This window comes from Altericroceibacterium indicum, assembly GCF_009828105.1.
Taxonomy (GTDB): Bacteria; Pseudomonadota; Alphaproteobacteria; order Sphingomonadales; family Sphingomonadaceae; genus Altericroceibacterium; species Altericroceibacterium indicum.
Genome location: NZ_WTYQ01000006.1, coordinates 22,588 through 49,237 on the forward strand (window position 1 = coordinate 22,588; position 26,650 = coordinate 49,237).

Genomic DNA, 26,650 nt, shown 5'->3' on the forward strand with positions numbered 1-26,650 from the left:
CACCGCTGAATTCGTCTAACCGCCCTTGAAGTTAAGGCAGGAAACTATCCCCTCAGCTCCATCAAGAAGATCGCGAAAATCGCCCTATGGCGAATGGCGCGATGCATTGCGCCAAGACTATGGTCTTTGGCTGCTCCTTAGTCTCGCGGTTATATTGGGCGGTGGGGGCCGTGGCTATCCGTTGTTCAACCTACCGGTTCAATTGGCGGCACTGGTTATTCTCGGACTGTCTTTTAAACAGGTAAGAGAATTTTTCAGCCGCGCAAGCTGGCCGCTTAAAGTGCTGACCTGCTGCACGATTGCCTTGCCGCTCGTGCAATTAATTCCTTTGCCACCTGCCATCTGGAGCGCATTGCCCGGACGGGAACTGGTTGCGGAATCCTTCGCACTGATTGGCCAGCAAGACCGTTGGTTCCCCATCTCAGTCGCCCCCAGCCTGACCCTTCTGGCCGCCATCGGGCTCATCGCACCTTTTGCGATTCTGGTTCTGGCATCACGGCTTGATAGTCAGCGCCGCCACTTAGCGCTGACCGTGTTGGTGGGATTGGGCCTGCTCAACGTGCTCATCGGGGCAACCCAATTGATCACCAATGGCGCAACCAAATTTTATCGCGACGGAAGCCCGAACCATCTGTTCGGCAGTTTCGCGAATCATAATTCTGCCGGTCTGTTTCTGGTGATCTGCCTGTGTGCACTCATCGGGCTTTTTGTGGCTGCCAGGCCCAAAGGTCTGTTGAGGATGGCTTACGTCGCAACCGGCGGACTGCTTTTTCTGTCAGTGATTCTGAGCCAGTCCCGATCCAGTATGGCCCTGTTGATTATTCCTTTGCTTCTTGCCTCGGCACAAGCGCTTCCCCGGCTCCACACCAGTACAAAGTTTAGGAAGAGAACAATATGGGCTGTTGTATCAACTTGCCTCGCCCTGCTGATGATTGGCTTTTTTGTTACCCAGAACAATAAGCTTTCCCAATCATTTGATCGCTTTGATAACCTGGAAGATGCTCGCCCGGCCATCTGGGAAGATTCCTGGGTTAGCAGGCAACGCTTCTGGCCAGTCGGCGCAGGCTTTGGTTCGTTTGACGAAGTCTATCAACTTGATGAATCGCTTGAGAATCTTCGCACATCGAGAGCCGGCAGAGCGCATAATGATTATATTGAAACCATGGTCGAAAGTGGTGTGATTGCGCCAATTCTTATTATTTTGTGGGCCGCCTATCTTCTTTGGGCAGCGCGCATAGGTAAGCGTAATAGAAATGCCACACGTTGGAGTTTGTTAGCGATTGCAGCATGCTTGGCATTGCAATCTTGCGTCGACTATCCTTTACGCAGCCAAGCACTTTTTTGCATTGCAGCATTGGCTATAGGTTTATTAGAAGCATCACGGTATGACGAGGCGAAGGGAAAAGACATTGCGTCACTTGATTAAGGGGACACTCGTAATCCTGCCATTGGCGTTGAGCGGATGCTTTTCACCTTCCGCTGATCTCCCCAAAGGCAGCGACGCATATGCCATGATGCCGCCGCCTGATCCGGACGGAATGCGAAGCGCCTATAAGATCGGCGTGCTGGACACACTCTCAATCCGAGTGTTTCAGGAACCAGACCTCAGCTTTGATGAGCTACAGGTGGATTCAGCTGGCTCAATCAACTTTCCTTTGGTTGGGGAAATAAACGCTGCAGGGCAAACGCCATTGCAGCTGAGCCGCACCATTGAAGCCGGGCTTGGCGAACGCTTTATTCGTTCACCACAGGTGGTGGTTGGCGTTGTGCAATCAGCTGCGCAACGTGTGACGGTCGAAGGCAATGTCACCAAGCCAGGTGTTTATGAAATCTCTGGTAGCACCACGCTCCTCGAAGCGATTGCCCGTTCTGAAGGTCTGACACGCACAGCAGTTGTGGATCAGGTCATCGTATTCCGTGTTGTAAACGGTCAACGCATGGGTGCCATTTTCAATTTCAAGGATATCAGTGAAGGCAAAGCGCCAGATCCTGAAATTCTTGGCGGTGACAAAATTGTTGTCGGCTTCTCCGCCGTCAAGGGTGCTTACCGCGATTTCCTTCAGGCCGCAGGCCTTGTTAACGCTTTCACAAGGTTCTGACTATGCAGAATGATACACGCTACTTAACGGCAGAAAAAGCTAACGGTGCAAGCATTAGTCTCGACGATGAAACCAGTGCTGGCGACGAAAGTAGTTTGATTGATATAGATTTCAGCAAGATATTTTCAGCTTTGCGGCGCAATATTCTCTGGATTATTGCGATTATCGTAGGCTTCCTCCTCGCAGGGCTACTGATAACGATGTTAATCGTTCCACAGTACGTTGCCTCATCCCGTGTATTGGTTGAACAGGAAGCAGACCAGATTATTGAAGGAACTGATTTAGCTCCAACAGCCACATATCAGGATACTGAGCGTTTCTTGCAAACCCAGGTCGACATTATAGGTAGTAGATCTTTAGCACTTCGTGTCGTGCAAAGTGAGGGCCTTTCTGACGATCCGACATTTTTTACTGCACAAGGCGAAGATATTCCAAGCAAAAGTGATTTGAATGGTCGATATAAAGGGGCTGACGGTCTTTCAGCTCTTCGCCGGGATGAGGCGGTTGGCCTTTTGCAAAAAAACCTTAGTACAAGCTTACCTGCCAATAGCCGTGTCATATCTATCAATTTCAAAAGTGCAGACCCAGTTGTCTCCGCCAGAATAGCAAATGCTATTGCTGATAATTATATCGCAGGGAACCTTAATAGAAAATTTGACAGTTCAGCATATGCACGGAAGTTCCTGGCCCAACAACTTGAAGAAGTACGGGCTAAGCTCGCCGATTCTGAAACCAAATTAAACCAGTATTCAAGCGCCGCCGGTCTTATTCGTACAAGCAATAACGGGCCCAATGGTAGCGAAGATACTGCTCTTTCCGTAACCAATAACAGTCTTGTACAAGTCAATGCTGCAGCCAGCCAAGCAGTCGCAGCACGAATTGCTGCTGAAAATGCATGGCGTAGCATTGAGAAACTGCCCGTACTTTCAGTACCACAAGTACTATCCAATCAAGCTGTTCAGAACCTCATTGCGCAGCGCAGCCAGGCTGAAGCTCAACTGGCTGAAGAGCGAGCCCGTCATCTTGATGACCACCCCACCGTATTGGCGCTGAAGGCTCAGGTTGACCGCCTCAATTCACAAATTCAGGACGTTGGCAAGTCAATCAAACAGTCGGTTTATAGTGAGTATAAATCCGCGCTTGATCAGGAAAATGCCTTAACAGCACAGGTCAATAAACTGCGCAGTGATGCCCTGATCGAACAGGATCGCGGGGTGCAGTATAATGTGCTGAAGCGAGAAGCGGAAACCAACCGCTCTCTCTACGACACGTTACTTGAGCGTTATAACTCTTTGAATGCTTCTGCCGGAGCTGCTTCCAACAATGTCTCGATAGTAGACCGCGCAGAAGTTCCATCAAAGCCTTCTTCACCCAAACTGACACTGAACCTTGCACTGGCTTTCGTTTTCGGTGTTGCGGCGGCGGCTGTATTCGTATTCCTGCGCGAATATCTGGATGACATCATTCGTAGCCCGGACGATGTGGAGCGGAAATTGGGTCTTCCACTGCTCGGTCTTGTGCCCAACATCGAAGACAACGCGCTGGACCTCGCCTCTAATGATGGGACCTCTTCTATCAGTGAGGCCTATCAGTCGATGGTCACGAACCTCAGCTATGCCACGGCAACGGGGCTGCCAAAATCTATCCAGATTACCAGCTCCCAGCCTTCAGAAGGCAAGACAACGACATCCAATGTGATGGCGGTGAAGCTTGCCCGGCTTGGCCAGAAGACACTTCTCATCGATGGCGATTTGCGACGCCCGACACTTCACCGCTTGATGGGTGAAAAAGAACAGCCGGGGCTTTCCAGCGTGCTGGCAGGTCAATCGAAATTGCAGGATGTGATCCGCTCGTCTGAAGAACCTAACCTGTCATACATGACTGCCTTGCCGATCCCACCAGACCCTTCCTTGCTCCTTGGCAGCCCTCGCCTCGGTGCGATTATGGATGAATTGAAAGAACAATTCGATGTCATCGTGGTCGATTGCCCGCCAATGCTCGGTCTGGCTGACGCCATCAGCTGGTCCACCCAGGCCGATGCGGTTCTGATGGTGGTTGATGCGTCGCAAGGGCATCGCGGCGCAGTGAAAGCCTCGCTCCGCCGTCTGCGCCTTGTCGGTGCGCCCGTTATCGGTATTGCCCTGACCAAATTTGATCCCAAGGCTGCCGGTGGCGATTATGGCTACTATGGCTATCGCTACTATAATTACACGGACGAAACCGGTGGCAAGGGCTAAAGCCGCTTCACAAAACTTCAGCTTCTCATGGCTGATCTGGACGGTCGCCCTGCTCATTGTAGCTTGGGCGACCGTTGGCACAGAAGTCGACTTCGCCGTGCAGCGGCGGCCTCAACTCGCTGACAGTGTGCCAGATGCATTTCGCAATTTTGCTCCGGCTGTTGAAGCGCGGAATGCTCTTTTGGCAAATGATGGAACCAATACGGTGTCCCAAGCGACTGAACTTCTCAGTAGACGACCCATTCCTGCCGAAAATCTCTCATTGCTCGCTTCAGGAATGATGCTTGAAAAGAGTAACCGGGTAGGTCCGGTGCTGCAAGCAGGTGTGACCCGGGGCTGGCGCGATATGCTCTTACAGCTCGCTGCGCTCGATGGCGCCTTGCAAACCCGTAATTGGGAAGTCGCCATTCAGCGCCTGACGGCGCTTCGCACGATGCGCAGGCCCAAAGAATTTATCGATCCTGTGGTTGAACAAATCGTTCAAAACCCACAAGGCCGCCGCGCCTATGCGGCTTTTCTTAAAGGAAGCCCTGTCGAGACAGCAGGCTTCATCAGAGACGGTTTGGATTTTCTCGATAGCGCCACCTATACCAATGTCATTCTGATGGCAGCGAAAGATGGTGCCAAATTCGATTGCGATCAGATGGCCAATGCAACGGATCGTTTGCTTCGGAATAACGCCGGGCAAAATGCGCGGCAGCTATGGCCTAAAAGATGCGCCACCGTGTCCAGCAATCAAGCTGGTATGATGACATTTCCAAGCAGCACCGTCGAGAATGGCCCTTTTGACTGGCAATATCCTTCTGAACCAGGCCTGATGCGTGATTATCGTGGAAATGGTCCTGTAACGACGCTCAGCTTCAGCAATAGCGACAGTTTGAAGCGTATCCTCGCCAAACGATTTTTGACACTTGCACCAGGCCAGCACAGCATCACCATGCAGGATCGAGAGGGCGGTTCCGTGAGCGATATCGATGTGCTTGTGGCGTGTCTTGGTAAAGGCGCCAGAGCATCTGTATCCAGAGCCGCCAATGGCATATGGAACGTTACAATCCCGCCAGAAGGCTGCTCGGTTCAGCAATTGCGCCTGCGTGTTCCGCAAGGCAGCGGAGAAATAGCACAAGTGCTAGTGAAATAGCCGATAGGGCAACCCCAATACATTAAAGAATATAAAAGACTAAAAGCGCCTTGCCCTTGATATCGCCCAATGGCAGCATTGGTAATATTCAATAGGGGGCTGATTTTATGCGTTTCTTGGGGGCGAGCTTTATTGCGCTCGCATGTTGTTCTGTGCCTGCATGGGCGGGTGATGACGTTCTTTACGGTGATGCCCCTGAATGGGTCGATAGCTTCGATATTTCCTCCATCACTCCGCAAAGCAATGTGCCGCTGGTACTGCTGGATATTCAGCAGCGGATCGAAAACAATCAACTGGTCACCTATAGCGACCGGGCCTTCAAACTGGACAGCCCCGAAGCAGTCACTTCCGCTGGAACGGTGAGCACGTTGTGGCTTCCGGACAAGGGCGATCTGACCGTCAATCGCTTGGATATTCTGCGTGATGGCAAGACGATCCATGTGCTGGACGCTCTGGCCGCAGACAATAAGGAACGCTTCACGGTTCTGCGCCGCGAGCAGCAACTCGAACAGCGCTCGATCGACGGTCTGCTGACTGCCACCATGACCGTCCCTGATCTGCGGGTCGGGGATATTTTGCGGGTAACGACTTCCACCACGCTCAAAGATGCCACCCTGGATGGCAATGTTCAGGCAACACAGCCCCTCTTTGCTGATCCTCAGAAGGCCGGTTATGCCCATTATTCACTGTCCTGGCCAGAAGGTGAGCAGGTCAGCTGGCGCGCCGGGCCATTTGTTGATGGCGTGGAGGAAAGCAGCAAAAACGGCTATCACTATGCCAGTATCGCCCTGCCGCTTCCCAAGCGCGAAGACATGCCTTCCGATGCGCCAATGCGTTATCTGCGCGCCCCACTGTTTCAGGCAACAACCTATAAAGACTGGAAAGACGTCTCCAGTTCCTTCGCTGACCTCTATTCAACGGAAGGCAAACTCGCAGCCGCCCAGGGGCTGGAAGCCGAAGTCAACCGGATCAAAGCCGCCAGCGCCGATCCTTTGCAGCGCGCAGCGCTCGCACTGCAATTGGTACAGGATGATATCAGCTATCTCGCCAATGGTATGAACGGCGGCAATTATGTGCCGCAAAGCCCGGCACAAACCTGGGCCAAACGCTATGGCGATTGCAAGGCCAAGACTGTACTCCTGCTCACTCTCCTCCACGCGATGGACATAGAAGCAGAAGCCGCGCTTGTCTCCAGCACCATCGGCGATGCCGTACCCGAACTGCTTCCCATGCCGGCCGATTTCGATCACGTGCTGGTGCGGGCTATGATCGGGGGCAGAGAATATTGGCTGGATGGCACCGCTGCCGGAACGCGGATCACAGATATCGATGGCGTGCCGCCATTCTTCAACGCCCTGCCTTTGCGTGCCGAAGGGGCTGACCTTATAGCCTTGCCCGAACGCCCTCTGGCGCAACCGAATGTTTTCTCTAAGATTACACTCGACGAAAGCGCTGGCTTCGACTTGCCAGTCATTTTTACGATCGATGCAAACTTCATAGGCCCCATCGCTGCACAATTGCGACCTTTGGTTCTGCAAGGCACAGATGAGAATATCGATAAGTTCTCTCAGACTTTTTCCGATGAAATGTTCGGCAATGCTGTGATTTCAGAACGCAAGCTTTCTTACGATGTAAAGACAGGAGTGCTCACAGCATCCATCAAGGGGGTTACCTCTAATCGATGGTCCTTTAAGCGCGGGAAAGCGCAGCAAACATTCGATAATTTTGATATTAGCGATGTGAGATTTGCCCCTGACCGGGCGCGCAGTTTATGGCGTGATATCCCGGTTAGCTTTCGTGTCTCGCCAATTCATTCCGAAATTCTGACGACGATTGCGCTCCCTTCGCAGCAAGGCGATTACACTCTGGTTGGAAAACCCGATATTGCCGCCAATGTCATCAACATGGATTTGACGCGAACCGCAACACTCAACGACAAAGAACTGACTATACAGACGAATCGCGGAGAGTTTCCCAAGGAAATTCAACCCGGAAATATCAGTGCGGAAAAAGCGAAGACAGCACGGCTTGATGCCAAGACACTGCGCCTTGAGGCTGTTCCTAAGGGCGAGCGGGTTTGGGAGCTATCATCCAAAGACCTCACCGCACGAACGGCTACGCTCCGAGAGATCTACGCTGCGGCTATCGCAAAAGACCCCAAGGAAACTGCGCCTCTCAGAAGCCGTGCGTTATTCCGACAGACCATCAGGGATTATGAAGGCACATATGAAGATCTTACGGCACAGTTGGAGATCGAACCCACCGCAGAACTCTATCTGTGGCGCGCCTGGATAGATCGCGCTTTAGAAGACGATGACCAGGCGATTGCCGATACACGCGAAGCCTTTGCCTTGGAACCAACTCCCGACCACGCATGGGAAGAAGCACGCGTGCTTAAATTGGCAGGTGACTATGATAGTGCCCTCAAAGTCATTGCCAATTATGAGGGCCAGATTGAAGATGACATAGAATTCACCACCGAACGGGCAGATATCCTTGGCGCTCAAGGTAAGACTGAAGAAGGTCTTGAAATCATCAATTCTGAGTTGGTTGAAAAACCGAATAACCCATACCTTCTGGAAATTTCCTGCTGGCATCGCGGGAAATGGAATGTTGGCCTGGATGATGTCCTTTCGGTGTGCACACAAGCAATCGAAAATTCCAGCTCTGTCTCATCAGCAATGGACGGCCGCGCGCTGGCCTATTTTCGCCTTGCTGAAAATGAGTCTGCTATTGAAGATCTCAACAACGCGCTTGAAATTGAACCGGACCGGCAAGGTGCACGCTATTTGCGCGGGATTGTGCGTCTCGCCAATGGCGACAAGGGAGGCCAGAAAGATGTTGATCAGGCGCTGAGGGATTATCCTCATCTCCAGCGGGATTATGCCCGCTATGATCTCGGCGTAAAGTAACCCTGCGCCGTAAATGCAAAAAGGCCCGGCATCGCAGCCGGGCCTTTTCTTTATTGAGTCAAGGCAGACGGTCAGCCTGCTTTCTCATTTTCGTCTTCCAGCGGCAGGTGGAATTCGTGCCACATGCCATTGAGAACACCAAAGCCCACTGCGAGGCCGACGCCGAGTATCCATGAAAAATACCACATGATATCAGTCCTATCCTCAGATCAGTAAAAGTCGGGGTTGGTTTTGACGTCTTGCGCAGTCACCCGTCCGAACATCACCTTGAATGCCCATGATGTGTAAATGAGCACAATCGGCAAAAGCACGATGGTGACAAACAGCATGATCCCCAGAGTGTGTTCGCTCGATGAGGCATTCCACACCGTCAGGCTCGAACGCGGGTCAATGCTGGATGGCAGGATGAAGGGGAACATCGACAGTCCGACCGTCGAAATAATCCCTGTAGCCGCCAGCGAAGAGCCAGCAAATGCGGGCCATTCTTTCTTGCCACGGATGCCGATCAGCGCCAGCACAGCACCGCCAAAGCCAAGCACAGGGGCAATGATCATCCAGGGATGCGCACTGTAATTGGCGAGCCATGCACCGGCTGCCTGCACTGTTTCTGCCCGCAGCGGGTTGGATGGGCCAAGCGGATCTACCGCGCCTTCGATGCGGTAGCCCATATTGGTGAAAGCCACCATCAGACCGCCAAGCGCGAAGAGCACGATCGCAGCAAGGCCAGCCCATGTGCCATAGGTTTTGGCCCGGTCATGCACCACGCCATGTTCCACCTTGATGGTGAGATAGGCAGCGCCATGCAGCACAATCATCGCCACAGACAGCAGGCCACACAGCAGGCTGAAGGGTGTGAACAATCCGAAGAAGCTACCTTCATAGAAGCTGCGCATATCGCTGTTGATGTGGAAGGGGATGCCAAGCAGCACGTTCCCGACGGCGACGCCGAAGACGAGTGAGGGCACGAAACCACCGACGAACAAAGCCCAATCCCAGCGTGAACGCCATTTCGGATCCGTCTTCTTCGAGCGGTATTTGAACCCGACCGGCCGCAGGATCAGCGATGCAAGGACGACAAACATCGCCAGATAAAAACCGGAGAAGCTTACCGCATAGATGTAAGGCCAGGCGGCGAAAATCGCCCCGCCCCCAAGAATGAACCACACCTGGTTACCTTCCCAGGTTGGCGCGATGGCGTTGATCGCCATGCGCCGTTCGTCATCGTTCCGACCGACGAAGGGAAGGATCGAGGCAACGCCCAGATCAAACCCGTCGGTCAGGGTGAAGCCGATCAGCAGCACGCCCAAAAGGGCCCACCAGATCAGCCGCAACATTTCATAATCGAGCCATTCCATGATGAATGTCCTTTGTGTCCGGTTGGGTCAGGCTGTGACCTGAAGCTGCGGTTCCTGAGCGCGTTCGGTTGCAAGATCAGCGTGATCTTCCACCGGCCCGTGCTTGATCGCCGCCAGCATCAGCCGCACTTCGATCACCGCCAGCGTGCCATAGAGCGCCGTAAAGCCGATAATCGTGGTGAGGATCATGGCCGGTGTCAGTGACGATGGCCCAAGGAATGTCGGCAACACGCCGTCAATTGCCCAAGGCTGACGACCCATTTCCGCAACAACCCAGCCAAGTTCCGCTGCGATCCAAGGGAAAGGAAGTGCAAACACTGCCAGCTTCCAGAACCACCGCGCACTCGTGTGTTTACGCATGGAACACAGGATAAACGCCGTTGCAAACAGGGCGATCATCGCAAAGCCGATTCCTGCCATCAGGCGGAACGACCAGAACATCAGCGGCACATTGGGGACCGTATCCCAGGCTGCAAGCCTGATATCTTCAGGTGTAGCCTGACGTGGGTCTTCCATATAGCGCTTCAGCAGAAGCGCATAGCCCAGATCATTGCGATGGGTTTCAAATGCTGACCGTGCGGCCGTATCGTCAGAATTCGCCTTGAGCTTTTCAAGTGCATCATAGGCCACAATCCCATGTTCGATCCGTTCCTGCGCCTGCAGAACCAGTTCGGACATGCCGGTCACTTGGCCATCAAGGCTGCGTGTACCGATCAGGCCCAGAACATATGGGATCTTCACCGCATAATCGGTCTTCTGCTCCTTCATATTAGGGAGACCAACCAAGGTAATCCCCGCAGGAGCTGGTTCTGTATGCCATTCCGCTTCAATCGCGGCGAGCTTCATCTTCTGGTTATCCGTCAGCGCATAACCGCTTTCATCCCCCAGAACGACGACCGACAGGGAAGCCGCAAGGCCAAAGGCCGAAGCCACCACCATCGAACGCTTGGCAAAGCCGGGGAAACGCCCCCGCAGCATGTAGAAGCTGGAAATGCCCAACACGAAAACCGCAGCGATGACATAGCCAGCACTGACTGTGTGAACGAATTTGGCCTGCGCCACAGGGTTCATCAACACTGCGCCGAAATCGCTGACTTCCATCCGCATCGTATCAGGGTTGAAGACACTGCCCGTAGGGTGCTGCATCCAGCCATTGGCGACAAGAATCCACAAGGCCGAAAGATTGGTGCCCAACGCCACCATAAAGGTGACGAAGAGATGCCCCAGTTTCGACAGCCGATCCCAGCCAAAGAACATCAGTCCGACAAATGTCGCCTCCAGGAAGAAGGCCATCAAACCTTCAATCGCCAGGGGCGCGCCGAAAATATCGCCCACATAATGAGAGAAGTAGGCCCAGTTTGTGCCGAACTGGAATTCCATCGTCAAACCGGTCGCCACACCCAGCACAAAGTTGATGCCGAAGAGTTTTGCCCAGAAACGGGTGATAGAACGCCAGATAGGGCGGTTAGTCATAACGTAGACCGATTCCATGATCACCAGCATGAAGCTGAGACCAAGGGTCAGCGGTACGAACAGAAAGTGGTAGAGTGCCGTTAAGGCAAATTGTAATCGAGACAGGTCGACCACGGTGGGATCGATCATTATACGCCTCCTGAAGGGACAGAGGAATTGATGTGGCTGCCAATGCGACTCAAAGTGCCGCACGTCGTTGATCCGTGTCAAAGAATCTAAACCGGAATATCCTAGGGAACTGCATCTATGTCGACCGGACAAATTGACCCTCGAATAGCACGTAAGTTGCTTGAACCGGTCACCGGTCGCCCATCAAAAAGAGCCAGCATTGGCCTGTTAGCAGACAGTTGCGGCGCAATATTATTTGCCGCCGGATTGGCCTTCACAGTAAATGCCATTGCTACGGAACAAATGGTTTTCCCGTGGTTATTGTTAATGGTGGCTAGTGGAGTGGTGCGTGGACTGTCCGCTGCGCTAGCCCTACGGGCGGGGGCAGAAGATGCGCGCCGGGTGAAACGTTCCCTTCGCGCCAAAATTCTCATCACTGCCCTTTCCCGTCTCCCCGGCGGAACGCGCACCGGCGGCGGGTGGATCACCGCTATCATTGATGAAGTTGAAGCGATTGACGGCCATGTCACTCGCTTTCTCCCAGCCCGCTTTGCCGCTGTTGTCGCCCCCTTGCTGGTGGTCGGAGCGGCCGCCTGTGCGAGCCTGTTTGCCGCGCTCATCATGCTCGGCACATTGATACCCTTTGTCTTTGCCATGATCCTGGCAGGCGGCGCGGCGGCGGATCAGTCGCGCAAGCAGTTCGATGCCCTCGCCCGCCTGTCGGACCTCTTTTCTGACCGTTTGCGCGCCCTGCCGGTCATCATTGCCTTTGGTGCCGGAGAGCGCGAAGCTGGCCACATCGAAAATGCTGCCACAGACGTTGCCCGCCGCACAATGAAAGTGTTGCGGGTGGCATTTCTGTCTTCCGCCTCGCTGGAATTCTTTGCTGCCCTGTCTGTGGCGCTGGTCGCCGTCTATGCAGGGTTTAATTTGCTGGGCCTGTTTCCCCTGCCTATCCCGGAAACATTGACGCTGACAGAAGCGATGTTTGTTCTGGCGCTGGCGCCGGAATTTTACGCGCCCATGCGCCGTCTGGCCGCTGCCTATCATGATCGTCAGGCCGCAGAAACGGCCATCACGCGCCTTGAGCCGCTGCTTGCGGAGGTGGAGCGCAGCCCCTCCCCAACCGCCAGCAAAGCCCCGGCGATTGCGCTTGAGGGCCTGACGATCCATCATGAGGGTAGCGAACAGCCAGCCATCGCCCATTTCAATCTTGCCATCGAGAGCGGGCAATCCACCGCCCTGATAGGGCCATCGGGCTGCGGGAAATCCTCGATCCTCCATTCCCTCATCGGGCTGGCCCCGCGTGAAGGTGTGATCCGCCTTAATGGCACAGAGATTGCCCCCCAGGCCGACCTCTCCGCCATGGTGGGCTGGGCCGGCCAATCCACCCTGATCATGCCGGGAACGGTGGCGGACAATATCGCTCTTGCCCGGCCCGATGCCACACGGGCCGAGATCAATGCGATGGCTGAAAAGGTTGGCCTTGGCCCTATGCTGTCACGGCGCGGCGGTATCCATGTTGAACTCGATCCACGCGGCAGTGGGTTATCCGGTGGAGAGCGAAGGCGGGTCGCATTGGCGCGCGCCTTACTGAAAAATGCACCGCTTTTGTTGCTGGATGAACCCACCGCGCATCTTGACCCTGAGAGTGAAGCACAGATCATTGCACTTCTGCGGGAAACTCTGGCTGGCCATACGGTCATTCTTGCCACGCACAGCCCTGCCCTCGCCGCCATTTGCGACCAGATTGTCGATCTTCAGGGAGTCCGTTCATGAGCCGCCTTCCTGCAAGCCCACTATCCCTGCTTCTCGCGCATGAAAACCACACCCGCCGCGCAACCTGGCGGCAGGCTTTCATCTGCGCTGGCCTTGCTGCCATTGCCTCGGTTGTCCTGCTGGGGTTGTCTGGCTGGTTTCTCACCGCTGCTGCACTGGCAGGGGCGGCCGGGCCAGCTGTTGCCAATGCCTTCAACTATATGCTCCCCAGCGCCGGTATTCGCCTTCTGGCGATTGTGCGCACCGCCGCGCGTTATGGGGAACGGGTGACCGGCCATAAGGCTGCGCTTCATGCGATGGCCAATGTCCGCGCCACATTGTTCCGCTCGATTGTCGCTCAGCCGCCAGCAAAAGCGCTCAGCATGAGCCGGGGGGCTGCCCTTTCCCGGCTTGTTGGGGATGTCGGGCTCACGGAAAATGCGCTGGTGCGCCGTCCGGCCGGTTTTGCGGCCTTCTCCGGCCTGATGGCTGCGCTGATTATGACTCTGATCGCCAGCCCCGTAGCCACGCTGACGCTTTTGCTTGTCGCGGCTGTGACCTTATGGCTGCTGCGCCGTTTGCAACCAGCCATCGATGCCAGTGCAGAAGATGTGGCGGTTGCCAGCGAAGCCTTGCGCGATCGCCTCTCCTCCCTGATTGATGCTGCGCCGGAGCTGCGGTGTTATGGCCTTACGGACTGGGCCTGCGCGCGCAATGCTGAGGCTGAAAGCGATCTGCTTGATGCGCAAGTGGCTCACCATCACGCGCTTTCGCGAGTAGAAGCTCTGCGGGCCATGGCCATTGCTGTTGGTGCCACAGCCTGCACTGTTGCAGCGCTTCCTTCCGGGCCTGCATTGGCTGCTCTGGCCGCATTGGCAGGCGCGATGGGCGTGGATGGCCTGAGCCCCCTTATCACCCGCCAGATCGAGCGAGGCGCCGCCATGCGGGCCGCTGAGCGGCTTGATGGCGTGTTATCGACCCAGCAAGTCGAAGCGCATGAAGAAATCGCCCTTAAGGGCCGGACGATCGCCCTGCCCGGTTTCCTCAGCGAGCGGGTGGAGCGCGGTGATTTGGCGGTTATCCGTGCCCCATCGGGCACCGGCAAAACAACGCTGGTTGAAGCGCTCATGGGCCTGCGCTCGTTATCTCCCGGCCTGGCGATGATTGACGGGATTGATGCAGCATGGGTGTCTCCGGTCCAGCGGCGCGAAATTTTTGCCTATGCTCCGCAAGATGCGCAGCTTGTTTCCGGTACGGTGCGGGACAACCTTCTGCTTGCCCGACCTGATGCAAGCGATGCGGCCTTGCAGGAGGCTTTAGCGATAGCCGGGCTCACTGAAGTGGTTGCAGCACTTCCGAAAGGCCTCGCCAGTTGGGTGGGAGAAAATGGCGAGAGACTGTCAGGTGGTGAACGGCGGCGCCTGGCGCTCGCGCGGGCTTTACTCTCCCCTGCTCCATGGCTTTTGCTGGATGAACCCACCGCCGGGCTGGACCCGGCTCTGGCAAACCAGATACTCGACCAGCTTACAAAGTGGATTAACCGCCAGGGTAAGGGCATTGTGATGATCACGCATGAGACTGTGCATCACAATGTGTCGACAGATATTTAACTATAAAAACAACGCTATAAGCCTTTACAGACGCTTATAGCACGTCCCCAAACGGGGCCGGGCATGGGAGCGTTTGCGAATGATCTTTGCGCAATAGGCTTGTGCATCGTGGTAGCAGTCAAAGGCTGCCGTCATACTGCGCCCGCGTGAGCCAATTCTGCCCCAATATCTCTCAACGGTGAACCATCCAAACACATCACAGCTCAGTGTCAGACGGTAGGATCGTGCAATATTGCGATCAGGGTTTCGGGCTTCCCAGCATATTTCCCATTCGAGCGGTTCCATGGCCGAAAGCTGCGCTGTTTCGGCCATGGCGTCCAAGGGATTTTATGAATCACAGGGAGACCTCTGATTCACTGCCTCGATGAGCGGGTGTACATGCGAGCCTTTCTTTATCCCCTATTCCTGAAAAATCGTAGATTTTCACGCAGGTTAGAGCAGTTATGAATCTGTTAGACAGGTTAAGCTCTGTACCTTGCGCCGCGACTCATTGAAGTCCCACGATTCGCCCTTTGTCCATGTTCCTGATAGATCGATGATGTGTTCCCGTAATGTCGTCCCTATCGTTCCTGAAAGGTCGACGCTGCGTTCCTGATAGATCGTCTGACGCATTTGCGGCGTTCCTGATAGGTCGATGCTTAAAGCAAGTGGGTTCAATTTGAATCAATTCCTACAGAAGCCGGCCATTAGAGGTTCAAAAATTATTCGTGGAGGGGGTGAAGCGTTCTAACGGAGGAATGAAAAAATCAGCACTACGCAAAAACGCGACACTTCGGGAACGGGCTCTCAAGTCAGAATGAACACCTTCAACCGGGGTAGGAGAAGGTTTTGCCCTCCCCTCCCCTGTTCACTGATCTCAACGGCGTAAGTCACCGCCATGCTTCTCATGATGGCGTTTGACCCAGCCTATGAAGGCCTTTTGCCAATTCGCTGGCGTGCGCGCTGGATCGGCGGCGACCCAGCGTTCAAATTCGGCATGGAGCGCATAGAGGTCCCAACCAGGGCATTTCTCGCGCAGATGGGTGATCGTTTCATCTTCCATATAACCGCGCGTGCTGGCGTCGGTGAGACCGGCCACAGTGGAGCGGATCAGGGCAGAGGCATCCACCAGTGGTGCATCTGCCTCAGAAGTATCGTCAGACCGGGCCGCACTGCGGCTTTTCGCAGCAGATCGTTTCCCCGGGGAAACCGGTGAGCCTTTGCCTGCTGACGGTGCGGCAGGAGCATGGCTGGCATCGCCCCCTGCCCCGCCCATCGCATCGATCCGCCGCATTCGCAGATTGGGTTCCCCATTCTTGCCCTGTTCGATGCTGAGGTCATAACCGGGCAATGTGTTCTTTTCAGCCAGCTTGTGAATTTCGAATTTGAAGCGACGATATTGCCCTTCGGCACCCGATTTTTCGAACAAGACTGGCATGGAGATGGCAAAGCCGCCCTCCCCTGCCCCGCCGGCATGTTTGCGCGCCACGCGATAGAGCCAGCGTTCACGCCCGCCGGTGATGTCGAAATAGGCCCTGTCGATGGAGAGCACCCCGCCCTTCATCATCACCCCTTCCCAGAACCAATTGCTCAGTTCGATGGTCATGCCGCGCGAACGTTCGGTGCGTTCGTCGACCAACTGCGTCCAGCCATCGAGCCAGGAGAATGTCGCTTCGCGGCGGTTCTCTGCCCGGATGTTGGTTTTGATGGTGGTCGAGACAAGCCGGTCGAGCGATTGCGCCAGCAGTTCATAGGCGCGCCCCGTGGTCGGTCGGCCAATGGCGCGCAGCAGATCATAGGGCATGATATGGAGTTTGCGCGGAACATCATTGATCCCGCGCCGTGCCATATCGGCCAGCATACTGGCGCAATAGATCAGAATGTCCGCATCCCAGATCGTGGCCATGCCATAGTCCGGATTGGCGGAGACATGGACCCACAGCTTTCCGTCTGGCGCTGTGTAATCGATCGGTTTGACGCGCTTCTTTTTGGCGAGGCTGAAAAAGGGCCGCTCCATCATTTCGCGTTGATCGCGCAAGGGGAGGTCGGCGAGGTAGGGAAGAAACAGGTCGAACTGTTCGGCGACGGTTTGCTGTTTGCGCTGGTTCATCAAATACACGCTGATGTGAAAGGTAAGGGCAGGGTGGCGCTCTGTTTCCCCGGGGAAACAGAGGTGTGAATTTTGTAATTATCAGGCGGAGCGGAGCAGAGTGTTTCCCTGGGGAAACGTCTCGGTTGCCATGTGATGAGAAGGTTTTTTGCAGAGCGCGAAGCGGGTGCGATCATAAGGCTGATGATCGGGCAGGGGAGGGCGCTTAGTCGGAAAGCTGGCGATCTGGCAGGTCCGTTTCCCCGGGGAAACACGCCTCTGGGCAAGCACCCTGCCAGAGTTGTTTCCCCGGGGAAACGCATCACCTTTGCAGGCCCTTGCCATCGCGTTCGAGCAGGTCGAGCGCGGTTTCAACCCGGTGCAGCAGATCCTGTTTGTTCAGCCCGTGGCCGGCATGAAGCCGCAGTGTGACGCCCTGGCGGTTGTTGGATTGCACGGTCACAGCCGGGCGGCCATGATTACCATCAATAGTCAATTTGTCAGGCGTAGAGCGTGGGTTGGCACCTGCTGCTAACAAACGCCGGATCACGTCGGGCGCGGCAATCGGTGCATCCCCGGCAGCCTTGCGCGTGGCCTGCAATTTGGCCAACCGGCCCGCTTCGCTACGGATCGCACGCGAGGCATCCTTATCATCCAGCGCCTGCGCCAGCGGGTAGGCGGGCTTCAACTGCACATCGGCAGGTGAGGCAAAGGCATCGATGATCGCATCAGGAATATTGGCAACCTTGAGCATCTTGGACAGCCAGCCCTTGGACAGCTTTAATCGCTCCGCCATGCGGGTCAGGTGGTTGCCATAATGGGTAGTCAGGGCAGCGGCATAATTGCGCGCGCGCTCCAGATCGGAGACATCCTTGCGTGCCCGGTTTTCAATGTCAGCCACACGAAAAGCAGCCTCATCATCGAGCTGCTGCACTGTCGCCAGAAACTGCATTTCCGGATAGGAATTCTGCCGCAACCAGCTAATCGACCAATGGCGCCGCGTGCCTGCAACGACCTCATAATCATAGGCCGGATCATCTTCCACCCGGCGGACAATAGCGGGCACTTTCTGGCCCCCTTCCGCCACGAGGGAATCGATCAGTTCTGCGCAATTCACTTCATTGAGATGTTCGTAAGAGCGGGCATTGCCTTCCCACACCCGCACCTTGGCCGGATCAAGCAGCAACTGCGTCACCTGCCGCACTTCGCCACTGGAAACGCGCGCCAAAGCACTCTCGCGGCCCAGCAAAGTGGTGCCGCGACCGCGATAGGCCGGGGCTGCTGGTGGTGGGGCAGGGGGGGTGTTGTCTTCCGGGCCGCTACTGCCCTTTACCTCAATCTCATCTTCATCCGCGAGCAGGCTTGCGAGGTAGTCTTTTTGTTTTTTAGCCATCGGCCCTGTCTCCTGCCTTTGTGCCATCTATGGTGCGTTGCGCTTTGAGGTGTTCCTGTAGGATCGATAAGGCTAGCCAAGCGGAAGCACTGTAGGAAAGTGTTTTCTCTGGCTCAGCCACGCAGCAGATCCTCTTCATTGGCTGGTTCCACCCGGCCCCAGCCTTGCGTGACGAGCTGAGCAATCTGGCTCAGCGCTTCATCGAGATTGGCCTTGGAGCGTTTATGCGTTCTTGATGTGCCGATGGGTTTTTCCAGCTCATAGACAGTCATCATCCGCATGGCGGCATGACTGATCTCGGCGCTTTCGAGAATCGGAACGGGGAGAAGGGCAGGGCCAAAGCTCTGCTCCATGATTGCGCGGACCATCGTATGGCTCGGATCATTGGCGTCAAATTTCGAACAGATCAGCCGCACGAAAGAATAATCCACCGGAATGCCCGCTTCGACCAATTGCGCCAGCACCTGATCCATCATGCTGAGGAATTGCACGGTGGAACAGAAATCGGGCGTGGTTGCCGCCAGTGGCACCAGCAGTGCGTTGGCGGCCTGCATCACTGCAAGGCTGATGGTTCCAAGGGCAGGGGGGGGATCGAGAATAACCACGTCATAATTGCGCGCAAGGTCTTTAAGCCCTTGTTTTAGCTTGCGAAAACGCGCAACCAATACAGATTGACCATCCGCTCCAGACGCGGCCAGTTCATATTCCACATCGAAGAGTTCAAGATTGGACGGGATCAAATCGACATTGGGCCAGGGGGTCGGCTTCACGGCATAGAGCAGATCGGTCTGCGTGGGGTCGATCGAGAGGTATGGGTAAAGCGTTTCTTCGCGCGTAATATTGAAATGCGGATTGAAGCCAAACAATGTGGTGGTGGTGGCCTGACTGTCGCAATCGACCACCAGCACACGATAACCCTGTACCGCGAAATAATGCGCCAGATGAGTGGTGACCGTGCTCTTGCCGACGCCGCCCTTGAAGTTCTGCACCGCGATGATGGCAGGTTCGTCCATTGGCTTGCGACTGGGCGAGGCACCCAACACCTCGCGCATATGCAGCATCTGTTCCACTGTATAGCCAAGCCGGCGGCCATTTTCTCCAGCGGGGGGAGGGGGCAGGCGGCCATCTTCTTCCGCCATGCGGATGCGGTTGGTGGAGCAATTGAGAAGCTGTGCAGCCTCGGCAATCCCGAAGCGCACATTGAGACCCTTGCGGCTTTCCGGCAGGAAGGCCTTGCGCCGCAAGCGTTCGATCATCTTCTCCCCGGCCTGCGCAAGATCACCGATTTGACTGACAATGGCAGTTTGTTCGGCAATTGAATTCTGAGATGCCATATTTCATGCCCTTGAAGCTGTTTCCCGGCATTTTTACCTGAAGAGCTTCATTTGAGCAATTGGATAGTTAAACGGATACTATTCACCGAAATGGGCCGGAAATATCGACCCCCTACAAGCCGTTTTGAGCGCCATTTCAGAGTGTTTGTGAAGGATTGGTTGCTGAACGTTTCTTTTGTGCTGAGCGGGGCTCTAAACCCGAATTTCTGACAGGCAGAGTGTGGGCGTATCATCGCGCGGATTGCATTGAGGGGGCAGTTGGCTGAATGGGGGGTATGAAGAAACGACGCCGCTATCTCACTGCCACCATGCCTGATGGCTATGTCAAGACTATTGGGCCGACGGCGGACAGCTTCACCCATTATTGGCGAATTGTGGCAGAGCTTGAAAACGGCAAAACCGAGGTGTTTTGGGGGCATAGCCGCTCGCTCGCAGAAGCGCGCCGCAAACGGGCACCGGCTGAAGAGGCGAGCAAGGCGCGAGGATGGAAGAGCTTTACTTTCGAAATTGTCGAACTGGTCGAAACGCCGGTGTAATCATTCCTCAGTAAATCGCAGGGTGCGCTTGCCTTTTGTCCGGCTTGTGAGGTGAAGGAGGCGGCAGCGGTCGCAGCGATAGATCCGAAGCTCCAGGCCAGAGCGCTGGATGACGCCAAGCGCTTCCTCCTCCGATCGGTAGGAGGCTTTCTTCCGGCAGATGCTCAAGCGTGTACGCACTGGATGACTTTACCAAACCCATTCGTGGGCTGCCAAGCTGGAAAAGGTGAGGGAGCGGGCTTTCCCCCTTCATCAAAACGTGCTGGCGCTTTTCCAAAGCATATAGCCAGCTACAATGAAGATCAGCCCTGCGAAGAGTGTTGTCAGCACCCCCTGGCCTGACAGACGCTTGGCGGCCATGGTGCCGCCAAAGCCTCCGAAAATACCGCCGAGGATGAATACGCCTGCCAGCGGCCAGTCGATCAGGCCGGACAGGGCGTAATTTGCGGCCGTGGTAAGGCCAAAGGCGGTTACGGCGATCAGACTTGTGCCCACTGCATTGATGATCGGCATATTGGTCGAAGTGACCAATCCCGGCACGATCAGAAAACCGCCGCCAATGCCGAAGAAACCCGAAAACATGCCGGTTCCGAAGCCAAAGCCGAGCACTTTGGGCGCATTTGTACGATTGCACGCCGCGCCTTCAATACCGAGATTATTGCGGCCGCGCAGCATGACGATTCCGACCACGACCATCACGATGGCGAACAGGAACAAAAGCTTGTGCCCGTCAATCGCCTTGCCGGCAGTTGACCCGCCCAATGCTCCGAGAATGCCAGCCCCGGCATAGATCAGCCCGCAGCGCCATTTGACAGTTCCTGCCCGCGCATGGCTGGCAAGGCCGCTGGCCGCATTGACTGCAACCGCCAATGCGCTGGTGCCAATCGCAACATGGGGATTCGACACCCCAACCAGATAGACCATCAGTGGCACCGCCAGGATCGATCCCCCGCCCCCGACGAGGCCCAGTGTGAAGCCGACCAGCGCACCGGAAAAAGCACCCAGAATATAGTGGAGCGTATCGAACATCAGGCAGCCACCACCTTGGGCGTTTGGATAGGCCTGGCATGGCCCGGCGCAAAGATATCAGTGCCATGGAACTGAACCAGTGTGGCGGGGCGGATGGCACGGTTCATGAGTTAGCGGCGCGAATGGATCTGATCGGGTTCCAACCGGGAGCGCAGGGCCATCAGGTCGTAGCCTGCACTCTTTGCGGTTGCGATCAGCGTGTCAGCAGGCACCAGGCCAATTTGACTGAGCGCCCATAAGGTGGTTGAGCGCGTGCCCGTGCGGCAATAGGCCAGCACCGGACCATCAAGGCGGGCGAGGGCGGCAGCCATATCGGCCACCTCCTGCTCGCTGATTTTGCCCGGAACCACCGGGATATGGGCAAATGCCATGCCGTGTGCCTGCGCCATTGCTTCCATCAAGGCGGCAGATATCTGCCCTGCTTCTTCGCCATCCGGGCGGTTGTCGATAATAGCGCGGAAGCCGTCTTTCGCGGCTTGCACAACATCTTCTGGGGTGAGCTGAGGGGCTACAGACAGTGATGCTGTCAGAGGCTTGAATGGCATGGGCTGTTTTTCATTGCTCGCATTCATCACAGCACATCCAGGGGGATTTTGAGGTAGCGGATTCCATTGTCTTCGGGCGCAGGCAATTGGCCACCATGTATGTTTACCTGAACCGATGGGATGATCAGCTTGGGCATCCCAAGGGTGGCATCGCGGGCGGTGCGCATCGCCACGAATTCCTCTTCGCTCACGCCTTCATGCACATGAACATTGGCACTGCGTTCTACGCCCACCGTGGTTTCCCAGACAAATTCGTCACGCCCCGGCGCTTTATAGTCATGGCAAAGCAGCAGGCGTGCATCTGCGGGGAGCGACATCAGGCGCCGGATGGAGTGAAAGAGCTGGCGTGCATCGCCGCCGGGAAAATCAGCACGAGCCGTGCCGTAATCGGGCATGAACAGCGTATCACCGGCAAAGACAGCATCGCCAATCACATAGGCCAGATCGGCAGGCGTATGGCCGGGCACGTGAAGCGCGACTGCCTCAATTTCACCAATCTTGAAACTGTCTCCATCATCGAACAGGCGATCGAATTGGGAACCGTTATGTTCGAACTGGCTGCCCTCGTTAAAAATCGTGCCGAAGACTTCCTGAACATGGGTGATTTCACGCCCGATGGCCAGCGTTCCACCGATCTGCTGCTGTAGCCATGGGGCGGCTGAAAGATGATCGGCATGGGCGTGAGTTTCGAGCAGCCAATCAACTTTGAGCCCTTCGCTTTTGACATAAGCGACGATCATTTCGGCGGATGAATGCGATATTCTGCCGGCCGCCGGATCAAAATCGAGCACGGAATCAATGATCGCGGCACGGCGGGTCTGCGGATCGGAGACGACATGGCTGGCGGTGAAGGTGGCTTCATCAAAGAAGGTTTTTACGACGGGGCAGGGCGTGTTTCCCTTGAGCGCCTGCTCGATCATCTGCGCAGCCTGGAGCAAAACCGGATCGCCTGGTGGGACAGTCTGGGGAGGCATTATTCCGACTCCATCAATTCATTATTTAAGATAAGTGAATATCTGTGTATCTGAGTTGCGTCAAGCTGAGTTGCGCGCGATAGGGGCATGATGAATTTACAATCCTCGATGGACTCAGAGGCCCTCCCATCCGCTCCACTGCGGATTGGCGATGCGCTGATGAACTTTACGGCCCGCAGCACGAAAGGGCCGCTCTCGCTGTCAGACTTTCGCGGCCAGTGGCTAGTGATTTTCTCGCATCCGGCTGACTTTACGCCCGTTTGCACTAGTGAATTTGTCGCCATTGCGAAGGCCAGTGCGCAGTTTGAAGCATTGAATTGTGCCTTGATGGCATTGTCTGTCGATAGTTTGTTCTCGCATCTGGCCTGGACCAGAATGATCCGCGACCGGTTTGATGTGACGATCGACTTTCCAATCGTCGAAGATCCCACAATGGCCATCGGCCGTGCCTATGGCATGGTTGCGCCAGACGCCCATGACGCCTCTGCGATCCGCGCGACCTATTTCGTTGATCCTGAAGGCATTTTGCGGGCCTCGACATGCTATCCGGCCAGCATTGGCCGTTCGGTGGTAGAGATGTTGCGGATGGTGGAAGCGCTGCAAAGGGCGCAGGATGGCACCGCATTGGTGCCGGCAGATTGGCAGCCGGGTGATGAACTTTTACGCACTCCGAGCCAGTGCATCGAAGAGGTTCTGGCCGCCGCTGACCCGACGGCATGGTTCTATACGCAGATCCCCGACAAGGGGGCAAAATGATGCAGGACGCGATGAATCTGGAAGACAGTGCCGATGTATTGCGCGTGCTTGGCCATACCGTCCGGCTGAACTTGCTGTCCGCGATTATCGACGGGGAACGCGCTGTCAGCGAGATCGAGGCCTTGACCGGTATCACGCAGCCGATGCTGTCGCAGCAACTTGGCGTTTTGCGCAAGAGCCAGCTTGTCGAGACACGGCGCGAAGCAAAGCAGATATTCTATCGCATCAATCATGACCGTATGCAGGCCGTGCGTGCCTTGATGGATCGTTTGGCCGGCACGGGGCGTGATAGCAGCGCTGCGATGGCAATGGATCGCTTCCAATCTGGCGGTAGCGCGGCAATGTTCGCGCGGATCGGATAGGGTATGGAGGATTGCGCAGAAGCATCCTCCATCAACACGATGGCTTCTGCTTCTGCGGAAAGCGGAAACTGGGATTGCCGGGCCTCCTCCTGCGGAAGGGGGGTGGGTCCTTGCCCCTCACATTGACCGGTTGCTTTATCGAGTGGTCAGAGTGATCTCAGTCGGATTGGCGGACAGGTTCACCGTATAGGCATCGCGTTCCAACGTGCCGCCTTTGAGCCTATAGGCCGCGCTGCCTGCTACCGTCTGTTCCACATGGACGCGGGCTTTGGGAGTGGTGCTGGTGGCCGGGTCGAGTGTGATGGTGACTTCGCCTGTGGCGGGGGTGTAGTGAGCGGCGGCGATCTTGCCGGCGTCCAGCGTGACCCACAGGCCAGCGGGGGCGATGAACAAGCGGGTGCGTGCGCCGTCCTTCGGGGTGATCGCAATGGCCTTGCCATCTTTGCGCACATCACCGCCAAAGCTGAGCCAGCCAAACCTCGGGTGATTGACCACATAGGTTCCTGCGCTGATCGCATGGCCATAATAGCCCATACCATAATCGCCGGTGTAAGGGTCCCACTTCATCATATCGGGCCAGGCGTGGAATGCGGCAGAGCCGAAGCCGTCCTGATCGATATTGGTGATACCGCCCATGATGCCGCCAAAACCGACGCGCAACAGGTGGAAGTCTTTCGGGTTGGCGCGATAGGCTTCGAGCAATGGCACAGCATTCAGCGCTGAACCGTAATGGTGAATCTGCCGCTCGATCCGGGGATATTTGCCGCCATAGAGGAAGTCCCAATAACGCCGCGCATTGCCATTATAACCCCAGCTTGGAACGGTGGGATCATAGCTCAGGATCACTTCGCGCGTGCTGTCAGCTTCCGGTTGATAGCCGAAATAGCGCATCCAGGCGTAGACTTCGGGCTGGCCGGTGGAATCCCAGGCCATTTCACTGCCATAAGGGTAGGGGAGTGAGCGCCAGTGATCGGCCCGCTCCCGCATCAGCCTTTCCAGATGGGCGGCCTCTGCGTCCATGCCTTCGCGCTTCAGATCTTTCAGAATATCGAGAAAGACATCGCCTTCCATCTGGCCAAATTGCGCATAATAAGGCGCATCTTCCATCATGGCGACACTGGTCTGATAAGCCCATTCGAGATAGAATTTCCAATCATGTTGCTTCACCAGCCCATCATGATTGCGCGCGAGGCGATAAAGCACCCAATGGCCGACCGCGACATGGGGATAATTGTAGGATCGGCCGAGATCCGCCGCGTCTTTCTTTGACCAGCTGGTCCAGCTCGTCCAATCCGCTTCGGGATCGTAATAGCCCGCCGGGAAATCCTCAGGCTCATAATAGAAGATGCTCTTCTTCACCCCGCCTTTATGTTCGCCATCCTTCACCTGAAGATTGCCGAGCACAGTTTCATTAACCAGCTGTTCCAGCCTGGCGACTTCGGCAGGATCGGGATTGTCGAGCTGTTTGATCATGCCCGCGACCCATGCACCGGCACCGCCTTCATCGCTCATGCCGGAAATCCACACGCGCGGTTCCTGCGTGACGATCTTCTCCGCCTCGCGGTCATAGGTGAGGATGGCAGGCGAACGGCCGAAAGGATCTTTGGGATCATCGAACCACTGCCTGGTGGTGGTGAAATGGCCGATATCGGCATTCACCTGGGCAAGCGGCTTGGTGACATAATAGCTGACCGTCTGTTTCGAACCATCGGCATAGGCGATGGTCAGGCGCGCGCGGCCCCATTGGCCGGTGGCGGCCACCTTCAGGTGCTGCCAGGCGCCTTTCTGCCCCTCTTTGGTTACTTTCAGCGCCCCTTCGGGAAAGGCGGTGAAAGAGCTAACTTTCTGTTTTGCATTCAGAAACAGATCAGCCGGGCTATCCATCGGCACGACATATCCCGGCACCCCAACGGCGACCGGACGACCATTGGCAATCAGCGTTTCTTCGATCGAACGGATAGACGGGCTTTCCACCATCCGCAGGCCAAAACGGCGGGTTTCTCCCGGTTGCAACGTGAAGCTGGTGGGTTCATTCCACTGGCGTCCGGCATCTTTCCATTCTTTTTCCGCCAAGCCCTTGCTGGCGACGGTCCAGTCGTAAAACCCTTCAAAGGTCTGTTTACGCTGGGTTTTATCGGTGAATATGTTTTCGGCTTCAGGCGGATTTTTCAGCGGTTCATAAGCTTCCAGCGGCGTGCCATTTTCCGGCAGAACCAGAAGAGACGGGCCTTTGCCATTCAGCCGGGTGACTTGCAGATAGCCGGCATCGCGGCCGATATAGGGATCGACAAAGCTTGCCTCGGCATGGGCCTGTTCCAGATCGCGATCGGTGATGATGTTATCAAACACCATCGGCATTCCCAAAGCACCCACTTCCACCGGCGCTGCGCTGGTGTTGGTGAGCGTGAAATACATCGCCAGAGCGCCATTTTCATCCGCCCATTCGCGGGTCACTTCAAGCGGAATATTCGCGCCCATACTGGCGGTAATGTCATAGGCGGCAAAGACATGGCCCTTCGTCGCCAGCGCGGCAATCTGCTTGCGCTCATGCGCGGAATTGAAATCCTGCCAGTCTCCACCGGCACTGCGCAATCTGAGATGCAAATCGCCTATGTGGTTGAAACCATTATATTGCCGCTCAGCCAGACGATCCGCCGGGGTGAAGTCAAAACCCGGCTCTGCGCTGGGCGAAAGCCGGGCCAATGTGCCGGTGTCTGCGCGCAAGGCGATGGTGAAGGGGCCAACCGTATAGGGCACGGTCTGCACGGGAGGGTAGCTCGGCTTTTCAGCGGCGGCCTCTTGCGCAAAGAGCGGGGCTGAGGGGGCCGTGAGGGTCAGCGATACCGATGCCAGAAGCACAGCCAGGGGAGAAAATCTGCGGGAAAGGGTCATCAATGATCTCACTTTTCAGGTGCAACCAATGCTTTGGCCGCCTTGCTCTCATCTGGGGTGGGAGATGTGTG

General features: G+C 55.9%; 21 protein-coding genes. 10 read left to right on the forward strand and 11 right to left on the reverse strand.

Features of this window, described 5'->3' with window-relative positions:
• Positions 1-106: 106 nt before the first annotated feature.
• From GRI39_RS13430 to GRI39_RS13450, 5 genes are all read left to right on the forward strand, one after another.
• Positions 107-1,426 (forward strand): O-antigen ligase family protein, encoded by a 1,320-nt coding sequence (locus GRI39_RS13430; RefSeq protein ID WP_160740252.1) that lies wholly within the window; start codon positions 107-109, stop codon positions 1,424-1,426.
• Positions 1,410-2,099, forward strand: coding sequence for a polysaccharide biosynthesis/export family protein (locus GRI39_RS13435; RefSeq protein WP_246205090.1), 690 nt, complete (start codon positions 1,410-1,412; stop codon positions 2,097-2,099). The genes GRI39_RS13430 and GRI39_RS13435 overlap by 17 nt, the downstream gene beginning before the upstream one ends.
• A gap of 2 nt (positions 2,100-2,101) precedes the next feature.
• Positions 2,102-4,336: a GumC family protein gene (locus tag GRI39_RS13440; protein ID WP_160740254.1), complete on the forward strand. Its 2,235-nt coding sequence runs from the start codon at positions 2,102-2,104 to the stop codon at positions 4,334-4,336.
• On the forward strand, positions 4,323-5,474 hold the full coding sequence (locus tag GRI39_RS13445; RefSeq protein ID WP_160740255.1) for a hypothetical protein: 1,152 nt from the start codon (positions 4,323-4,325) through the stop codon (positions 5,472-5,474). Before GRI39_RS13440 ends, GRI39_RS13445 begins: the two co-directional genes overlap by 14 nt.
• A 107-nt stretch (positions 5,475-5,581) precedes the next feature.
• The gene (locus GRI39_RS13450) at positions 5,582-8,386 is read left to right on the forward strand and encodes a DUF3857 domain-containing protein (RefSeq protein ID WP_160740256.1); all 2,805 of its coding nucleotides are present in this window, start codon (positions 5,582-5,584) and stop codon (positions 8,384-8,386) included.
• A gap of 71 nt (positions 8,387-8,457) precedes the next feature.
• On the opposite strand, the gene cydX is transcribed toward GRI39_RS13450, so the two are convergent.
• Genes cydX through GRI39_RS13465 form a run of 3 tightly spaced genes read right to left on the reverse strand, consistent with a single transcriptional unit; the run spans position 8,458 to position 11,343 of the window.
• Positions 8,458-8,574 (reverse strand): cytochrome bd-I oxidase subunit CydX, encoded by a 117-nt coding sequence (cydX, locus tag GRI39_RS13455; RefSeq protein ID WP_160740257.1) that lies wholly within the window; start codon positions 8,572-8,574, stop codon positions 8,458-8,460.
• A 21-nt stretch (positions 8,575-8,595) separates the two neighbouring features.
• Positions 8,596-9,741: a cytochrome d ubiquinol oxidase subunit II gene (gene cydB, locus GRI39_RS13460; protein ID WP_211371623.1), complete on the reverse strand. Its 1,146-nt coding sequence runs from the start codon at positions 9,739-9,741 to the stop codon at positions 8,596-8,598.
• A 27-nt stretch (positions 9,742-9,768) separates the two neighbouring features.
• Entirely contained in the window at positions 9,769-11,343 is a 1,575-nt protein-coding gene (locus GRI39_RS13465; RefSeq protein ID WP_211371624.1) for a cytochrome ubiquinol oxidase subunit I, read from the reverse strand.
• Between the two features lie 117 nt (positions 11,344-11,460).
• Between GRI39_RS13465 and cydD the strand changes: the two genes are divergently transcribed.
• Positions 11,461-13,101 carry a thiol reductant ABC exporter subunit CydD gene (gene cydD / locus GRI39_RS13470; RefSeq protein ID WP_160740258.1) on the forward strand — a complete coding sequence of 547 codons (1,641 nt, stop codon included), beginning with the start codon at positions 11,461-11,463 and terminating at the stop codon, positions 13,099-13,101.
• Positions 13,098-14,690, forward strand: a complete 1,593-nt coding sequence (locus GRI39_RS13475; RefSeq protein ID WP_160740259.1) for an amino acid ABC transporter ATP-binding/permease protein — start codon at positions 13,098-13,100, stop codon at positions 14,688-14,690. Before cydD ends, GRI39_RS13475 begins: the two co-directional genes overlap by 4 nt.
• A 24-nt stretch (positions 14,691-14,714) precedes the next feature.
• Here the strand turns inward: GRI39_RS13475 and GRI39_RS13480 are convergent, their stop codons facing one another.
• The 4 genes from GRI39_RS13480 to GRI39_RS13495 form a co-directional block, all read right to left on the reverse strand.
• Positions 14,715-15,002 (reverse strand): WGR domain-containing protein, encoded by a 288-nt coding sequence (locus GRI39_RS13480; RefSeq protein ID WP_160740260.1) that lies wholly within the window; start codon positions 15,000-15,002, stop codon positions 14,715-14,717.
• Between the two features lie 544 nt (positions 15,003-15,546).
• Positions 15,547-16,779, reverse strand: coding sequence for a replication initiator protein A (locus tag GRI39_RS13485; protein WP_160740261.1), 1,233 nt, complete (start codon positions 16,777-16,779; stop codon positions 15,547-15,549).
• Between the two features lie 301 nt (positions 16,780-17,080).
• Positions 17,081-18,151 (reverse strand): ParB/RepB/Spo0J family partition protein, encoded by a 1,071-nt coding sequence (locus GRI39_RS13490; protein ID WP_160740262.1) that lies wholly within the window; start codon positions 18,149-18,151, stop codon positions 17,081-17,083.
• 113 nt (positions 18,152-18,264) lie between these two features.
• Positions 18,265-19,485 (reverse strand): AAA family ATPase, encoded by a 1,221-nt coding sequence (locus GRI39_RS13495; RefSeq protein ID WP_160740263.1) that lies wholly within the window; start codon positions 19,483-19,485, stop codon positions 18,265-18,267.
• Positions 19,486-19,760: 275 nt separating this feature from the next.
• Between GRI39_RS13495 and GRI39_RS13500 the strand changes: the two genes are divergently transcribed.
• Positions 19,761-20,021, forward strand: coding sequence for a hypothetical protein (locus GRI39_RS13500; protein WP_160740264.1), 261 nt, complete (start codon positions 19,761-19,763; stop codon positions 20,019-20,021).
• 252 nt (positions 20,022-20,273) lie between these two features.
• On the opposite strand, the gene GRI39_RS13505 is transcribed toward GRI39_RS13500, so the two are convergent.
• From GRI39_RS13505 to GRI39_RS13515, 3 genes are all read right to left on the reverse strand, one after another.
• The gene (locus tag GRI39_RS13505) at positions 20,274-21,050 is read right to left on the reverse strand and encodes a sulfite exporter TauE/SafE family protein (protein ID WP_160740265.1); all 777 of its coding nucleotides are present in this window, start codon (positions 21,048-21,050) and stop codon (positions 20,274-20,276) included.
• A gap of 110 nt (positions 21,051-21,160) precedes the next feature.
• Positions 21,161-21,595: a protein tyrosine phosphatase family protein gene (locus tag GRI39_RS13510; RefSeq protein ID WP_160740266.1), complete on the reverse strand. Its 435-nt coding sequence runs from the start codon at positions 21,593-21,595 to the stop codon at positions 21,161-21,163.
• Between the two features lie 26 nt (positions 21,596-21,621).
• Complete coding sequence (locus GRI39_RS13515; protein ID WP_160740267.1) at positions 21,622-22,569, reverse strand: MBL fold metallo-hydrolase; 948 nt, start codon at positions 22,567-22,569, stop codon at positions 21,622-21,624.
• An 87-nt stretch (positions 22,570-22,656) separates the two neighbouring features.
• Between GRI39_RS13515 and GRI39_RS13520 the strand changes: the two genes are divergently transcribed.
• Entirely contained in the window at positions 22,657-23,325 is a 669-nt protein-coding gene (locus GRI39_RS13520; protein WP_246205091.1) for a peroxiredoxin, read from the forward strand.
• On the forward strand, positions 23,322-23,687 hold the full coding sequence (locus GRI39_RS13525; RefSeq protein WP_160740268.1) for an ArsR/SmtB family transcription factor: 366 nt from the start codon (positions 23,322-23,324) through the stop codon (positions 23,685-23,687). The genes GRI39_RS13520 and GRI39_RS13525 overlap by 4 nt, the downstream gene beginning before the upstream one ends.
• A gap of 135 nt (positions 23,688-23,822) precedes the next feature.
• Here GRI39_RS13525 and GRI39_RS13530 read toward each other — a convergent pair whose 3' ends face one another.
• A complete protein-coding gene (locus GRI39_RS13530) occupies positions 23,823-26,579 on the reverse strand; it encodes a DUF5695 domain-containing protein (protein WP_160740269.1) in 2,757 nt (918 codons plus the stop codon).
• Between the last annotated feature and the right edge of the window lie 71 nt (positions 26,580-26,650).

Excerpts from the sequence above, each read along its gene's own strand:
- GRI39_RS13440 (WP_160740254.1), top strand. The coding sequence starts at position 2,102 with ATGCAGAATGATACACGCTACTTAACGGCAGAAAAAGCTAACGGTGCA.
- GRI39_RS13450 (WP_160740256.1), top strand. The coding sequence starts at position 5,582 with ATGCGTTTCTTGGGGGCGAGCTTTATTGCGCTCGCATGTTGTTCTGTG.
- cydX (WP_160740257.1), bottom strand. The coding sequence starts at position 8,574 with ATGTGGTATTTTTCATGGATACTCGGCGTCGGCCTCGCAGTGGGCTTT.
- cydB (WP_211371623.1), bottom strand. The coding sequence starts at position 9,741 with ATGGAATGGCTCGATTATGAAATGTTGCGGCTGATCTGGTGGGCCCTT.
- GRI39_RS13465 (WP_211371624.1), bottom strand. The coding sequence starts at position 11,343 with ATGATCGATCCCACCGTGGTCGACCTGTCTCGATTACAATTTGCCTTA.
- cydD (WP_160740258.1), top strand. The coding sequence starts at position 11,461 with ATGTCGACCGGACAAATTGACCCTCGAATAGCACGTAAGTTGCTTGAA.
- GRI39_RS13475 (WP_160740259.1), top strand. The coding sequence starts at position 13,098 with ATGAGCCGCCTTCCTGCAAGCCCACTATCCCTGCTTCTCGCGCATGAA.
- GRI39_RS13480 (WP_160740260.1), bottom strand. The coding sequence starts at position 15,002 with ATGGCCGAAACAGCGCAGCTTTCGGCCATGGAACCGCTCGAATGGGAA.
- GRI39_RS13485 (WP_160740261.1), bottom strand. The coding sequence starts at position 16,779 with ATGAACCAGCGCAAACAGCAAACCGTCGCCGAACAGTTCGACCTGTTT.
- GRI39_RS13490 (WP_160740262.1), bottom strand. The coding sequence starts at position 18,151 with ATGGCTAAAAAACAAAAAGACTACCTCGCAAGCCTGCTCGCGGATGAA.
- GRI39_RS13495 (WP_160740263.1), bottom strand. The coding sequence starts at position 19,485 with ATGGCATCTCAGAATTCAATTGCCGAACAAACTGCCATTGTCAGTCAA.
- GRI39_RS13500 (WP_160740264.1), top strand. The coding sequence starts at position 19,761 with ATGAAGAAACGACGCCGCTATCTCACTGCCACCATGCCTGATGGCTAT.
- GRI39_RS13505 (WP_160740265.1), bottom strand. The coding sequence starts at position 21,050 with ATGTTCGATACGCTCCACTATATTCTGGGTGCTTTTTCCGGTGCGCTG.
- GRI39_RS13510 (WP_160740266.1), bottom strand. The coding sequence starts at position 21,595 with ATGCCATTCAAGCCTCTGACAGCATCACTGTCTGTAGCCCCTCAGCTC.
- GRI39_RS13515 (WP_160740267.1), bottom strand. The coding sequence starts at position 22,569 with ATGCCTCCCCAGACTGTCCCACCAGGCGATCCGGTTTTGCTCCAGGCT.
- GRI39_RS13520 (WP_246205091.1), top strand. The coding sequence starts at position 22,657 with ATGATGAATTTACAATCCTCGATGGACTCAGAGGCCCTCCCATCCGCT.
- GRI39_RS13525 (WP_160740268.1), top strand. The coding sequence starts at position 23,322 with ATGATGCAGGACGCGATGAATCTGGAAGACAGTGCCGATGTATTGCGC.
- GRI39_RS13530 (WP_160740269.1), bottom strand. The coding sequence starts at position 26,579 with ATGACCCTTTCCCGCAGATTTTCTCCCCTGGCTGTGCTTCTGGCATCG.